Origin of the sequence: Blautia aquisgranensis (assembly GCF_040096615.1) — a bacterium.
GTDB lineage: Bacteria > Bacillota > Clostridia > Lachnospirales > Lachnospiraceae > Blautia_A > Blautia_A aquisgranensis.
The window spans coordinates 145,126-159,710 of the sequence record NZ_JBBMEJ010000002.1 but is presented as its reverse complement, the minus strand read 5'-3'; the positions used below and the strand labels follow the sequence as shown (position 1 = coordinate 159,710).

At 44.5% G+C, this 14,585-nt stretch carries 14 protein-coding genes and 5 pseudogenes; 1 reads left to right on the top strand and 18 read right to left on the bottom strand.

Annotated elements, in window-relative coordinates; genetic code table 11:
• Positions 1 to 13 precede the first annotated feature (13 nt).
• From WMO28_RS02670 to WMO28_RS02640, 7 genes and pseudogenes are all read right to left on the bottom strand, one after another.
• Positions 14 to 1,168: a hypothetical protein gene (locus tag WMO28_RS02670; RefSeq protein ID WP_349056074.1), complete on the bottom strand. Its 1,155-nt coding sequence runs from the start codon at positions 1,166 to 1,168 to the stop codon at positions 14 to 16.
• Between the two features lie 12 nt (positions 1,169 to 1,180).
• Positions 1,181 to 2,023 (bottom strand): annotated as a pseudogene (locus WMO28_RS02665) (M56 family metallopeptidase); the annotation flags it as partial.
• A 25-nt stretch (positions 2,024 to 2,048) separates the two neighbouring features.
• On the bottom strand, positions 2,049 to 2,417 hold the full coding sequence (locus WMO28_RS02660; protein ID WP_008707144.1) for a BlaI/MecI/CopY family transcriptional regulator: 369 nt from the start codon (positions 2,415 to 2,417) through the stop codon (positions 2,049 to 2,051).
• A gap of 130 nt (positions 2,418 to 2,547) precedes the next feature.
• Positions 2,548 to 2,925, bottom strand: a complete 378-nt coding sequence (locus WMO28_RS02655; RefSeq protein ID WP_008707145.1) for a TnpV protein — start codon at positions 2,923 to 2,925, stop codon at positions 2,548 to 2,550.
• A 55-nt stretch (positions 2,926 to 2,980) separates the two neighbouring features.
• A pseudogene (locus WMO28_RS02650) lies at positions 2,981 to 3,106 on the bottom strand (sporulation transcriptional regulator SpoIIID); the annotation flags it as partial.
• A gap of 62 nt (positions 3,107 to 3,168) precedes the next feature.
• Positions 3,169 to 3,849, bottom strand: a complete 681-nt coding sequence (locus WMO28_RS02645; RefSeq protein ID WP_349055982.1) for a TMEM165/GDT1 family protein — start codon at positions 3,847 to 3,849, stop codon at positions 3,169 to 3,171.
• Between the two features lie 236 nt (positions 3,850 to 4,085).
• A complete protein-coding gene (locus WMO28_RS02640) occupies positions 4,086 to 5,030 on the bottom strand; it encodes a 2-dehydropantoate 2-reductase (RefSeq protein ID WP_178645164.1) in 945 nt (314 codons plus the stop codon).
• Between the two features lie 201 nt (positions 5,031 to 5,231).
• On the opposite strand from WMO28_RS02640, the gene WMO28_RS02635 reads away from it, so the two are divergent.
• Entirely contained in the window at positions 5,232 to 6,320 is a 1,089-nt protein-coding gene (locus WMO28_RS02635) for a pyridoxal phosphate-dependent aminotransferase (protein ID WP_349055981.1), read from the top strand.
• Positions 6,321 to 6,455: 135 nt separating this feature from the next.
• Here the strand turns inward: WMO28_RS02635 and WMO28_RS02630 are convergent.
• The 11 genes and pseudogenes from WMO28_RS02630 to WMO28_RS02580 form a co-directional block, all read right to left on the bottom strand.
• Positions 6,456 to 6,572: pseudogene (locus WMO28_RS02630) on the bottom strand (IS200/IS605 family transposase); the annotation flags it as partial.
• 122 nt (positions 6,573 to 6,694) lie between these two features.
• Positions 6,695 to 7,219, bottom strand: a pseudogene (locus WMO28_RS02625) (IS66 family transposase); the annotation flags it as partial.
• An 84-nt stretch (positions 7,220 to 7,303) separates the two neighbouring features.
• Positions 7,304 to 8,080, bottom strand: coding sequence for a TatD family hydrolase (locus WMO28_RS02620; RefSeq protein ID WP_349056069.1), 777 nt, complete (start codon positions 8,078 to 8,080; stop codon positions 7,304 to 7,306).
• Positions 8,081 to 8,104: 24 nt separating this feature from the next.
• Positions 8,105 to 8,512, bottom strand: a pseudogene (locus tag WMO28_RS02615) (MOSC domain-containing protein); the annotation flags it as partial.
• A 166-nt stretch (positions 8,513 to 8,678) separates the two neighbouring features.
• Entirely contained in the window at positions 8,679 to 9,167 is a 489-nt protein-coding gene (locus WMO28_RS02610; protein ID WP_178645167.1) for a molybdenum cofactor synthesis domain-containing protein, read from the bottom strand.
• Positions 9,168 to 9,169: 2 nt separating this feature from the next.
• Positions 9,170 to 10,159 carry a GTP 3',8-cyclase MoaA gene (gene moaA / locus WMO28_RS02605; RefSeq protein ID WP_178645168.1) on the bottom strand — a complete coding sequence of 330 codons (990 nt, stop codon included), beginning with the start codon at positions 10,157 to 10,159 and terminating at the stop codon, positions 9,170 to 9,172.
• Positions 10,159 to 10,635: a cyclic pyranopterin monophosphate synthase MoaC gene (gene moaC, locus WMO28_RS02600; protein WP_178645169.1), complete on the bottom strand. Its 477-nt coding sequence runs from the start codon at positions 10,633 to 10,635 to the stop codon at positions 10,159 to 10,161. The genes moaA and moaC overlap by 1 nt, the downstream gene beginning before the upstream one ends.
• 2 nt (positions 10,636 to 10,637) lie before the next feature.
• Positions 10,638 to 12,650, bottom strand: a complete 2,013-nt coding sequence (metG, locus tag WMO28_RS02595) for a methionine--tRNA ligase (protein WP_349055978.1) — start codon at positions 12,648 to 12,650, stop codon at positions 10,638 to 10,640.
• A gap of 144 nt (positions 12,651 to 12,794) precedes the next feature.
• Positions 12,795 to 12,992, bottom strand: coding sequence for a hypothetical protein (locus WMO28_RS02590; RefSeq protein WP_349055976.1), 198 nt, complete (start codon positions 12,990 to 12,992; stop codon positions 12,795 to 12,797).
• Positions 12,993 to 13,082: 90 nt separating this feature from the next.
• Entirely contained in the window at positions 13,083 to 13,529 is a 447-nt protein-coding gene (locus tag WMO28_RS02585; RefSeq protein ID WP_178645172.1) for a threonine/serine exporter family protein, read from the bottom strand.
• Positions 13,530 to 13,663: 134 nt separating this feature from the next.
• Positions 13,664 to 14,419: a threonine/serine exporter family protein gene (locus tag WMO28_RS02580; protein ID WP_349055974.1), complete on the bottom strand. Its 756-nt coding sequence runs from the start codon at positions 14,417 to 14,419 to the stop codon at positions 13,664 to 13,666.
• Positions 14,420 to 14,585 lie beyond the last annotated feature (166 nt).

The window sequence follows — 14,585 nt, the reverse complement described above, 5'->3', positions numbered from 1 at the left end:
ATTTAGCACTAACTTAATGCTTCGCCTCTGAATTATATTCCGCAAATGTTTCCGTTTCCGGATTAAATTCAGTAAATAATTCCTGCATTCTATTTTTGCTTACTTTTTGAAAGCTGCTAATCTTTCCACTTTTGTCTCTCGTTACTTCAATGTACATAGTGCCGTTGCTGTTAGAAAAGATTCCCCTTCCCTCATCATATAAATCTGCTATAATCTTACCATTATAAACCCAGTTTCCTTGAGCATCACAGGATACTCCATAATCAGCATACTCCTGTGGAACAGCAATATTAAGACCTTTTCCCTCTTCACTGCTATATTCGCCCATGTCATCAGCCGCTATGTTCTCACTTCCTCCTTCTTCAAAAACAGATCCTTTCATTTCATCTGCAGTTACAGCTTCTCCGCCGGAACTTTCAACCAATGCCGCCGGTTCTGACCAAAAATCATCTGATAACGGTTCTGCCTTTACGTCTGTGATGGTGCCATAGTTTTCCCTTTGCACTTCAACTCGAAGCGTACCTCCACGTTTGGAACTTATTGTATAAGTACCCGGCTTAAACTCATCCCGGAAATATCCAATGGTCTTTCCATCATACATCAGAAATCCTGTTTCTTTCTGGTAAGTTATTCCCGCTTTTGCATATTCAGAAAGCTGTTCTTCGCTGAATACATTTTCATTACTGTCTTTATTTTCGGTGACCGTTTCTGCTTCCTGCTTCGCATATTCTATATTTTCCGGAGAATATGCCATTGTAATTCCCACTGCATCATCAGATGATTTCGACAACTTCATCCCATCTTTTATTTTTTGAAGATTATCCTCATAAAGTGCAATCGTCTCATCTACCTTTTCCTGTGTCCATACAAACCATCCGTCGCCGCCTGTATAAGCTTTTTCACCAATCATAGACTGCAGAACTTCTTTTTCCTCGTCCAGCCATTTCGCATACTCTTCTGCTGTCCACCATTCCACATCCGAACTTGAAAGTGATTCATCTTCCCGGATATTCACTTCGTTTAAAGCAACTGTTGTTTCACCGTTTTCTTGCGCTGTCTCTGTCTTTTTCTCCAAGGATGATGCGGAAGTTGCAAATCCACCTGTCACGCAAATTACCAATACTGCACTTATAATTACTGCAAACTTAGATGTCTTCTTTATCTTCATAATTGCTCTTATCCTCTCTTCAATCGCATTTTTACTGAAACTGTTACATAATGGTGTCAGTCCGCTCTTTTTTTCTTCCATAGATATTAAAGCAGTTGCATATACCGACTTTATATCCATTCCAAATCTACGGACTACGGTTTCGTCACAGGATAATTCCAAATCTCTGTTAAAAAGAATATACATTACCCACACAAGAGGATTAAACCAATGAATGCATACTGCAGCAATCATTATCAGCTTTGTAAGCATATCAAGCCGTCTGATATGCACATATTCATGTTCCAACACATAACGAAGCTGATAAATATTTTTCCATTCTGTATTTTTCGGCATTAAAATAACTGGGCGAATCACACCATAAGAAAGTGGTGCAGCTATGGTTTCTGTCTGCCGGATGGATAGACTCCTTTTTAGTGGATGTTTTTCCTTCCATGCTTCCAAAATATCATTTTCAACAGGCAGCGAAAATCGAAATTCCCGATAACATTTTATATAGGAAACCGCAAAAAATCCAAAACAAAGTAACAGACCTGCCAGCCATATTACACTCAAAATCGAAATGGATTCTGTTCTCTGCACCATAGCCTCTGATAATCCATTTGCTATCTCAGGCATATTACCATGAATGGGTAAAAATGTTGTCGTTTGCGCCGTTCTCACTGGGTTTATATCAGAATAAATACTCTGCAACAGAGAATAAATACTTGTGACTGATTTTATGGAAAATGGAACTAATAACCGTATTAATGCAATCCACCATAAAATCAAAAATGTTTTCTTCGGTAATCTGTTGATAAGCACAGCCCTTAATACCACAATAAGTAAAATAATAACCGTTCCCAGAAAACTCATTTGCAGCAGGCTCATATACATCACCTCATTCCAATTCACTGACGATCTGCTTCAGGTTCTTAATCTGCTCCATAGAAAGTTTTTTTCTGCCAAGAAGTGCCGCAAACAACTTGTCAACAGATCCATCATATATCTTATCAATAAGTTCATCTGTTTCCAGATCCTGTACCTGTTCTTTTGCTATAAGCGCATGGCACATAAATCCCGGTTCCGTTCGTTCAATCGCGCCTTTATTGATACACCGCTTAATCAATGTATACGTTGTGTTTTTATTCCAGCCGACTTCTCTGTTTAAAGTATCTGCAACATATTTCGCTGGCACGTCACCATCCTTCCACAGAACATCCATTACCTTTAATTCCGAATCAAAAAGTTTGATATTTTCCTCTGTCACTTGTTTCGCCTCCTATAAGACTACAGTAGTCTGTTCTTGTTTTCAGACTACCACAGTCTTATAACATTGTCAATCATTTTCTGTCGCTAGGAAAAGAAAAACAGCCAGCCTTTCGGCTGACTGCTCCATACTAAATATAAACCATTTCGTTCAGTACAATTTCTTCTGCTCTGTTTCTAATATTATTACACCGTTGTACCCAAAGCATAGCATCTTTCCGCTTCAATTCCTCCGTCACTCCCTCAGCCGCTTTCATCTGATCAACAATACACGTAAACCGTTCCTCCGCTTGTTCGTCCAAATCCTCCAGATAGCTCCAAAGTTTTCCGGTCAGCAGTAAACTGGAATATCTACCGTAGCACTGCTTTTTCAGATACTCCCTGTGCATTCGTCCCCACTTACCGATAGATCGCTTTTCCTCCGGCAGCTTCAAGTCTGGGATATAATAATCCCCGACAAGTACATAATCAATGCCATTCTCCGTAATTCTAGTTTTCAAATCCTTCATGGTTCGTTCCTCCTTGGTTTTTCTTATTCTATTACCCAAACGAACCGTTCTATATTGTTACTTCCATATGTACCGTACTCTTACTGATCCCAAACTTTTTCGCCGCCTGTCTCACAGTCGCCTTTGTTTCAATGATATATCCCGCTACTTCAACTGCACGTTCCTCTATATAATCCTTCACTGCCAAGCCCCCGAAGACGCTTTTTTACAGTGTATGCAGGATTGTTATAATTGATTAATCATCTAAGCAGCTTTCTTCTTCCCTTTCCTATACAACACCAGGCAGACCACCACAAATACAACCGTAACCACCACAGTCAAAGGGAGTACCATGGAAGATCCTGCTCCCAGCAGAAGTCCGAATCCCTGCCTTAATGTAATGATTCCGAAAATTGAGAAAATAAAAAATGCAACCGTATTAAGGATTCCTTCCGGAGCCTTGCTTTTCAGAAGATAGCCGATAAGAAGTCCGATCACATCTGCAGCAAAAAGGCCTAATGAACAGGCAAGCCATACAACAACTGCCGAACTTAAACCTTCATTTGCACCGAAGGTGATCGCTGTAAGCTGTGTTTTATCTCCAAGCTCCGCAACAAAAAATGTACAGAATACAGAAAGCGGTGCGAATTTGATCTTGCGATCCTTCACATTTTCTTCCTCGTCATCGTCACCTTTTAATGTGGTCGCAGCAAAAAACAGGAACGCTGCGCCTGCGATCAGACGGATCAGCCAGGTAGGGATCACTGTGCTGATAAGACCACCGGCAAGAACAGCCAGTCCGTTCAGTACCAGAATCGCAACACCGGTTCCCATCAGAATGTCCTTCAGCTTGAATTTCGATGTCATCGCCACCAGCATCAGCTGTGTTTTGTCGCCCATTTCCGCAATAAACTGGGTAAAAAGTACCTTCATAAACAACAACATATCTTCTTCTCCTTTTCATATATGCCGGTTCGGAGCCATAAAAAAAGACTCACGTATGCTCTATTTCTGTAACCGAAATAAAGCATACATGAGTCTCATTCTTTAAGATTTGCCAGGTGATGACACCAGTATGTTGACAAACCACGTTTACACGCGAACTACTCCCTCACGGAATTGATTTTCGTCATTGTAACAAAGGTGAGAATTTTTGTCAAGAGCAGCTTTTAATCACATGCTCAGAATTTCTCCGCCATCTCCTTCAGACCCTCATACATTTTTTCAGAAAGAGGAATGTCCACCCCTAGACGCTTCGCCTCCTGTACAATATAACCACTGAATGTCTCAAGCTCCGTCTCCTTTTTCCGGATGCGGAAATCCCTCTGCAGCGAGCTTGTCGCATTATCTGCATGCACATGACGGAATTTATGGATCACTTCATTAATATGTTCATCTGTCAAAGCAACACCTTTGGCACGTCCAACACTGGCAGCCTCCCATACAAGCCTCTCATACTGTTCCGCTTTCACAGGATCTTTTCGAAGCTCTCCGATGGTATTGTCATAAAAAGCAGTCATTACATTAAACGCACAGTTAAGGATATACTTTCTCCAGATCTCTACCTGGATATCCCCTTCATCCCTGTAATCAATATCCGCACCCTTCAGGATCTCGGCCACCTCTCTGACTTTCTCCTGCTGTTTCTCATTCGCATCCTTGATGCCGATACAGAGCCAGGTAAAAGTATCCTGCTGCGAAATCGAAAAGTCCGAATTTGCAAAAGCCACCGTATAGATCAGCGAATCTACAACCGTTCCTTTTTTAATAAGTGCGCGGATCTTTTCCCCGGGATCCACACCGTTCATTACCGGAATGATCACCGTATCCTCTGTAACCATATCCCGGATACTTTCACATACTTCTGCAAGCGAATAATTTTTTACACAGATAAAAATATAATCCTGCTGTCCCATTTCCCGGACTGGGACCACCCGCTCCGGTTTCGCCACGATTTCTCCCTTATAATCACTGTGCAGCACAAGTCCCTTTTCACGAATGCTCTCTGCACGCGCTCCACGGGCTACCATAGTCACTTGCGGATATGCCTTTGCCAGCATACCTGCCACATATCCACCAACACCACCAATTCCGATCACTGCAATTTTTTTGTCTTCTGTCTTCATAGCCGTTTCCTCTTTTCCTTATATGATCACAGGCTGCCACTGCCAGATATTCCTGTTTTTATTTTATCAGACAGCCCGGCAGATTTCCATACCGGTCCGCCAAAATCAGCCCGGCAAAAGATTTCTGGAAATACCCCTGATTCTGGTGTATACTGGAATTAATTTTTACGAATAATAAGCAGATAAATGAGGTGACAGATAATGGACACAAAACCAGTTTTTCATGGAAGTGATATAGAAAAAATATGTAGCTATTACAATCTGAAAAAAGAAGACATCGTCAAATTCGGTGCCAACGTTAATCCGCTTGGCTTATCACCGAAGGCCAGCAGGGCAATTGCTGAACACGTTGATATTCTTTCTTCCTATCCTGACAGAGAATACACATCTCTTCGCAATACCATTTCCCGCTACTGCAATATTCCGGCAGATTTCATCCTTCCGGGAAACGGTTCCAGTGAACTGATCTCTCTCCTCATCCAGGAAAGAGCTCCGCAGCATACCCTGATTCTCGGACCTACCTACTCTGAATATTCCAGAGAGCTTTCTTTTTCCGGAAGTACCCAGGAATATTACCACCTTCAGGAAAGTGCAGATTTCGAGCCGGATATTCCGGATCTCTGCAAAAAGCTTGAACGGGGCTATGATTTTCTGATTCTCTGCAATCCGAACAATCCGACTTCCTCTGCCATTTCCCAGGAAGATCTCCGCAGCCTGATCAGCTTCTGTGCGGAAAAAAATATCTTCGTAATGATCGACGAGACTTATGTAGAATTTGCCCCGGACATCAACGCTATCACAGCAGTTCCACTTACCCGGGAATTCACCAACCTCATGGTACTCCGCGGTGTATCGAAATTTTTCGCGGCACCAGGAATGCGTCTGGGCTACGGAATCACCGGAAACATGGATTTTCTCTCAAAAATGCGCGAGAAACAGACTCCATGGTCCTTAAACAGTATCGGTGCTTTTGCAGGTGAGATTATGCTTCAGGATGAAGATTATATCCGCAGCACACGCGAGCTCATTCTGTCCGAACGCGACCGCATGATCCATGAGCTGAAAGATATCTCCACCTATAAGGTCTATCCTGCATACGCCAACTTTATCCTTCTTAAGATCCTTAAAGAAGGACTGACCTCCTACGATGTATTTGAAGCCTGTATCCGTCAGGGGCTTATGATCCGTGACTGCTCCTCTTTTCAGTGTCTGGAGGGTGAGTTTGTCCGCTTCTGCATTATGATGCCGGAAGCTAATTCCCGCCTTATAAACATCTTAAAGTCCCTGTAATCACGACCACCGGCTAAGCCGGTGGTTTGCTTTGACCTTATAAGGGTCTATTACCGGCACTGGAGTCTAAAGACTCATCGAAATAGATTCGCCAATCGCAACATCATTTACTTACCAAGCCCTTTCGGGCTTATTTTATTTGTTATGTTTTACTGGCTCACCCGTAAACGGGTCAATATACTCTTTCAGTGTCATTTGATCGTATTCCAAATCATTCTGTAGCTGATTTGCTATATATTCCTTTATTTTCTTTATACCATACATTTTTACATCATTCTCAAACACACATCAAGGAACATGCCGCTTCCGAAAGGTAAACGCAAAATAGCGAGTACCTTGACATTTTTAGTCGGCTGCTTTGCAGCCACCGATATTTAAGCTTTGCGGATCCCGGCTGGAAGTTTTTCTGACCAGGGCAGAAGATCTTCCAGAAAAGAACAATCCTTATCATTCATGTGTTTCGGAATCTCTTCCAAGAGATGCTGCACATAATCAAAAGGTTTCAGATTATTGGCTTTTGCAGTTTCTACAATACTGTAAATGATTGCGGAAGACTTGGCACCATGGATTGTATCGATCATCTGCCAGTTCTTCTTTCCGATACAGAAACCCCGGATTGCCCTTTCGGATGCATTATTATCGATTGGGACATCTCCATCTGTAAGAAATACACGGAGATATTTTTCCTGATTCCGCGCATAGCCAACAGCATCACCAAATTTATCCTTCTTAGACACATTTATAGTTTTTAGGTACGCAAAAAACGCATCCACAAGCGGTTTGATAACCGCCTGCCGTTGCTTAAACCGTTCATCAGAAGAAAGGTCATTCAGTTTCCCTTCTTCCCGATAGATCGCCTGGATCTGTTTCATCAGAAGAAATGCATGGGATTCCTTTCTCATCTTCTATACAGTGACTCTTTTTTCTATATATAAACATTTTCCATGTTCAAACAGCTACATTACTTTTCAGCAATTCATCTCTCAAACCACTCCAAACACCCGCATCGCATTACTCTCCGTCACAGCCACAACTTCCTCGCAGCTGACGCCCTTAATCTCCGCGATTGTCTTTACAACCTCCGGCAGATACAGCGAAGAATTTCTTTTTCCGCGATTCGGCACAGGTGCCATGTATGGGCAGTCGGTTTCCAGAAGGATCTGGGACAGAGGTGCGTACTCTACTACTTCCTTCAGCTTCCGGGAATTCTTGAATGTGACTACACCACCAATTCCAAGATAAAGTCCCATGTTCAGGTATTCCCTTGCAATCTCTTTACTGTAAGAAAAACAGTGAATAATCCCGCCATACATTCCATCCTTCATATATTCTCTCACAATATTCAGAGTATCCTCCGCAGCATCACGGCTGTGGATCATAAACGGGAGCTTTTTTTCACGGGCGATGTCCATCTGCCAGCGGAATACCTTCTGCTGAAGAAGATGCTCTTCTTTCTCCTTATGCCAGTAATAATCCAGCCCAATCTCTCCCACTGCCACAGTTTTTTCCATGTCGCAGTATCTCCGGATCTCATCCAGAACCGCATCATCCACTTTCTCCGCATCATCCGGATGCACGCCCACTGCACCATAAACAAAAGGATATTTCTCCACCAGATCATAAACTCTGTCAAAATGTCCTACCGAAGCACACACGTCCACAATATGCCCTATTCCGTTCTCCTGCATCCTGTCCAGCATGGCAAAACGATCCTCGTCAAAAGCCTCATCATCATAATGTGCATGTGTATCAAAAATCATCGCTTTATCCACAGTCATCTCATCACCCACAGATACTTTTCCACCCTTCAGCACTTTTGTAAATACACCCTCCCGGGGCATGATGCACTCACCCATCTTCTGAAAAATAGCACATCCGTTATGGCACTCTTTCCCGATCTGAGTCAGCTCCAGCACAACATCACCACAGCGAAATCTGGTACCAACCGGCAGCTTCGCAAAATCAATTCCCTCAACCACCAGGTTCTCCCCGAAAGCACCATCCTCAACATCCGCACCTTTCGCACGAAACGCCTCGATCTTTTCACCGGAAAGCAGGCTCACCTGCCGGTGCCACTTCCCCGCATGAGCATCCCCCTCAATCCCCCAGTCCTTCACAAAAACCGCCGAACCAACATTACTCTTCTGCGTCCCCTTCTTCTCACTGATACAAACCGCAAGTACTTTTCCCATTTATTATAACTCCTCTAAAAAAACTATATCATCGCCAGAACTTATCCATCCATTCAAACGCACAACCAGCGCTGTCTCCACTTTCTTCCCGTGTCCGGTAGAACTTATCGTCTCCAAACGTCAGGCCCCGGCTGTGCGGACCGTCCGTTCGTTAACCCCCACCGTTCTACCGCCCGCACTCCCCCGCTTCTCCAGTCAAAATCTCAATTCCATGCCCCAGCGAATCCATCACAACCTCCAGACTCTCCCGCACAGCCTTAGGGCTCCCCGGCAGATTAATGATCAGCGTTTTCTTCCGGATTCCCGCCGTAGCACGACTCAGCATCGCCCTCTTCGTGATCGTCATACTAAACGCCCGCATCGCCTCCGGAATCCCCGGAACACGTCGCTCGATCACATCCTCAGTAGCCTCCGGCGTTACATCCCTCTGGGAAAAACCAGTACCGCCCGTAGTCAGGATCAGCTCCGCCAGACCCAGATCCGCAATCTCCGCCATTCTGGCACTCAGCATCTCACGGTCATCCGGCAAAATATCCATGGAAACAACCTGATAACCAGCCGCCTCCACGATCTCCTTCACAGCAGGACCACTAAGATCCTCCCTCTCACCTCTGTACCCCTTGTCACTGGAAGTAATTACCGCAACTCTTTTCATCCTCAACCTCCGATCTGGCTCATACAAAGCTTCTCTGTCTTATCTTCCTTCTGTTTCTCCAGGTTTCCACCAAAAATATGCCCATCCGGTTTTTCCGAAAGAGCCTCCAGGATCACAGCCTTCAGTTCTTCATCCGATCCGCCGCCCCGGATCACCGCACGGAGATCCCGTCCCGCCGCATACTGCAGGCAGGTCTTCAAAAATCCCTGGGAAGTCAACCGGATCCGGTTACACTCACCACAAAACTTATGACTCACCGCACTGATAAAACCGATCTTCCCGGAAAAACCCTCTACCTCATAATAATGGCAGGGTCCATTTCCCAGCGGCTCCCCTTCATACACAGAAAAACGTGGAAGTTTTTTTCCCAGGATTCCCAGCAATTCCTCTTCCGATACCCCTCGAAATTCTTTTCCTATTCCAATGGGCATCATCTCAATAAAACGCACATGCACCTTATGATCCTGTGCCAGAAAAGCAACTCTGCAAAGATCCTGCTCCGGAATTCCAAGCGGTACACAATTAATTTTCAGCGAAATCTCCGGATACTTCAGCGCTTCTTCAATTCCTCCAAACGTTCGTCCAAGCTCATCCCGCCTGGTGATCTTCCTACTGCAATCTGCATCCAGCGAATCCAGGCTGATATTTAATCCGTCCAGTCCCGCCCCGGCAAAATCCCTCATCTGATCTTTCAGAAGCACACCATTTGTAGTCAGAGTCACCTTCTCGATTCCCGGCATATTTTTCAGTTTTTCAACAAGCCGGGGCATTCCCGGACGCACCAGCGGCTCACCTCCGGTAAGCTTGATCTTCCGGATTCCCAGCTCTGCCATCACCCGGCAGATCCTCAGAATTTCCTCTTCCTGCAAAATGAGGGAGCGCTCCACATGCTGCACTCCCTCCTCCGGCATACAATAGATACACCGCAAATTACATCTGTCAGTTACGGAAATTCTGAGATAATCAATGTTTCTTCCGCACCTGTCTATCATTATTTTTCAAAACGGAAATCTCCGCTTTTGCCTCCCGTCTTTTCTTCCAGATGAATATCTGACATGACCATGTGCTTGTCAATAGCCTTGCACATATCATAGATTGTCAGAAGTGTCACCTGAACACCTGTCAGCGCTTCCATCTCTACGCCGGTTTTTCCTTCTGTTTTTACTGTACAGAATACACGAATCACTCCTGCATTCTCATCAATCTCAAAATCCACCGAGCATTTCTGAATGGGAAGCGGATGACACATGGGGATCAGCTCAGAAGTACGCTTCACTCCCATAATACCTGCTACACGTGCCACGCCAAGTACGTCACCCTTTTTCACGCTGCCGTCTTTTACAGCAGCCATAATCTCCGGACTTACATGAATGACACCGGTAGCTGTTGCTGTGCGGTGAGTGTCCGGTTTATTGGACACATCAACCATAACAGCATTTCCATTTTCATCAAAATGATTCAGCTTCATATTTAGCAGATCTCAGCACCTGCAGGCATCTCTTTCTCCGGTACCATAAGAGAAAGATTTCCGTCCGCATCCTCTGCACAGAGAATCATACCCTCGCTGAGGATTCCGGCAAGTTTAGCCGGTTTCAGGTTTGTAACAACCATAACTTTTTTGCCTACCATTTCCTCTGCGGAATAATGAGCTTTAATTCCGGATACGATCTGGCGTACCTGGCTTCCGATCTTAACCTGCGAGCAGAGAAGTTTTCTGGATTTCTTAACTTCCTCGCAGGCAATGATCTCACCAACCTGGAACTGAAGCTTCTCGAAATCGTCAAAAGTGATCTCCGGCTTTGCCTCGATATCGATCACATCTTCTGCTTTCTCCTCTTTTACTTCTTCCTTCGGCTCTTCTTTCTTCGGATGAAGCTTCTCAACTTTCTCAAGAACCTCTTTCAGGTCAAGTCTTGCAAAAAGAATCTCCGGCTTATCTGTTACACGGTTTCCTGACGGATAAAGTCCGAACTGATCCATCTCCTCAAGAGATCTCTCATTTGCATTAAGCTGTACAAGGATACGCTCTGTTGTACGTGGCATAAAGGACTTCAGAAGAGATGCGCCGATGCAGATTCCTTCAACCAGGTTGTAGAGAACAGTTGCAAGACGATCCTGTTTTGTCTCATCCTTTGCAAGAGCCCATGGCATAGTCTCATCAATATATTTGTTGCAGCGCTTGAACAGAGAGAATACCTCTGTGATGGCATCTGCAACACGAAGCTTATCCATTTTTGCAGAAACATTCTTCGGAACCTGAAGGATGAAGTTCTTAAGGTCATCATCAACCGGCTCAGTTACATTCTTATTCTCAACAACTCCGTTAAAATATTTGTTGGACATGGAAATAGTACGGTTTACAAGATTTCCAAGTGTGTTTGCAAGGTCGGAATTCAGTCTCTCAACCATCAGCTCCCATGTAATCACACCGTCATTCTCAAATGGCATCTCATGGAGTACGAAATAACGGACAGCATCTACACCGAAAAACTCAACAAGCTCATCTGCATAGATTACATTTCCTTTGGATTTACTCATTTTTCCATCACCCTGAAGAAGCCACGGATGTCCGAATACCTGTTTCGGAAGCGGAAGATCCAGAGACATCAGGAAGATCGGCCAGTAAATCGTATGGAAACGGATGATATCTTTTCCGATCAGGTGAAGATCAGCAGGCCAATATTTGTTGAATTTATCGCTGCTGTTTCCGTCGCAGTCATAGCCGATACCTGTGATATAGTTTGTCAGGGCATCCAGCCATACATATACTACGTGCTTCGGATCGAAATCTACAGGAATTCCCCATTTGAAAGATGTTCTGGATACGCAGAGATCCTGAAGTCCCGGAAGAAGGAAGTTGTTCATCATCTCGTTTTTACGTGACTCCGGCTGAATGAAATCCGGATGAGTGTTAATGTAGTCGATCAGTCTGTCTGCATATTTGCTCATTTTGAAGAAGTAAGCTTCTTCTTTTGCAGGTACACACGGACGTCCGCAGTCCGGACATTTACCATCTACAAGCTGAGACTCTGTAAAGAAAGATTCGCAAGGTGTACAGTACATTCCCTCGTAATGTCCCTTGTAGATATCTCCCTTTGCATACATTTTTTTGAAGATTTTTTTGACCTGCTCTTCATGGTCTTTATCTGTTGTACGGATGAATTTGTCATAGGATGTGTTCATCAGATCCCAGATACGTTTGATCTCACCGGAAACATTATCTACGAATTCCTTAGGAGTAACGCCTGCTTCCTCTGCTTTCAGCTCGATCTTCTGGCCATGCTCGTCAGTTCCTGTCTGGAAATATACGTCATATCCCTGCTGTCTCTTAAAACGTGCGATCGCATCTGCAAGAACTACCTCATAAGTATTTCCGATATGCGGTTTACCAGATGTGTATGCAATCGCAGTACTGATATAATATCTCTGTTTTTCCATCTTTTCTTTCCTCCATTTTTCATGAAATAAAAAATGTCTTCTCATATTTCTATGAGAAGACGAGTTATTATCCCGTGTTACCACTTCTTTTTATTTCTGCCTCACGACAGAAACCTCATCAGGTACAGAATCAATAAACTATACCCTTCCGCTGTAACAGGCGGTCCTGTCACTGCCTGCCGGTGTCCGTTAAAAGGGACTCTGGTATTCTCTCCAAAACCGGGTCAGCAATGCCTCTCCGAAGCCATCTTCCATCTGTGCCTGCACATCCCTCTCAGTCTCGGAACCTTCCGAAGTCAGACTGCTTATAGCCTCTGTCTGCTTCAGGAAAAAGTCCTCCGGGGATTTCCCTGTAGTGTGGTGTACACATGTACTCTCTTCTTCCACGAGTTTTCCATATGGGAAATCGTATCACATTTCGGAAGATTTGTAAACGGGGAATTTCTCGCTGCAATTCTCGTTTTCTGCAAACAGTAACTACATCCTCCGCTGCCTGTACATCCACCGCCAGGCCATTCGAAACGCAATGGTCGTTAACGTCATACCCGCCGCCATACTGGCCGCAAAAAGTATTGTATAAATCCCATCCTTCTGGAAATTTGCCCAGTCTCTCATCAGCATCCAGTTCATAGTACGGTAAAGTGCAGCTCCCGGGATCAGCGGAATTGTAGCCGAAACCAGAAACACCGTTACCGGTGTTTTGTGAACTCTCGCCATGCACTCTGCATACAAAGTGATCGCTACTGTTGACCAGAAACCACACGCATACGGACTTGGCGTTATGAACTCCACTGCCAGATACACCGCCCACGACAAACAACCACCAACTGCTGCGAACCAGAGTTTTTTTCCATGTATATTAAATAATGCCGCAAAGCCGAGGGATCCCGTGAAAGATACGATCAGCTGTATAATCTCCCGCATAATTTTTCCTCCCGATACAAGCAAGGTCCCCATCCATTGCTTATTGCTTTTTGAGTTCCTGTCTGGAACTTAATATTCTCAATCTACATTCGCTGCATAGCTCTATATACGAATAACTGCCACAGTTTATTCGGTTAGAACAGCAGATTCGCAGCCGTAAATCCAAGTCCTACGACCAGAGCCAGAAGTATCGATTCCATACACCGGATCAGACCCGTGATCGTATCTCCGGAAAACATATCTCTCAGAGAATTGGTAAAAGCGATTCCCGGAATCAGCAGCATAATATTTCCGATACTGATCAGATCCGCATGATGTCCAAGCCCGATCAACACCGTAAGATTGGAAAGAACACCACCCGCTCCACAACACAGAAGCACCGTAAGCAGCGAATTCAGCGCCCCACGTTTCACAAAAGCCTCAAACAGCTTCAACGCAATACCGATCAGCGCCGAAGCGATCATATCCTTGAAATCGCCTCCGAAAAATACGGAAAACGAACCTGAGATTACCGCATAGATCAGAATCTGCGTCTTAAAAGAATACCCCTGCTTATTCCGAATCACCTCGAGTCGCCTTTTGATCTCCTCCGGTTTCGGCCGGTACTCACAAATATACCTGGAAAGCTGGTTTAAATCATCCAGTCGCCCCAGATCGTTCGCCATCCCCGGCACACGCCTCGTCTGCGTACAGATCCCGAAATCTTCCCCATAGATCGTAGTCACAATACTGGAAGTAATCGAAAAAACATCCGCCCTGGAAGCACCATACGCCATACAGATACGCCGAATCGTATCCTCCACACGCCCAACTTCCGCACCACAGCTAAGAAGCTGCTCCCCGATCGTCATCGCATAATACAAATACTTTTCTGCCTCTTCCCGCGTCATCCCTCGACACCTCCTCATCCATAAATTAATTACTCATCTTCATCTATTTTAGGCTACTTAAATATTAAAATCAACACAGTTTCTTCCGTCTGAATATTCATTTCTTCTATATTTCTTCAAACCTCACTCATTCTCCCGGGCATCCCCATATAAAAAAAGACACCCA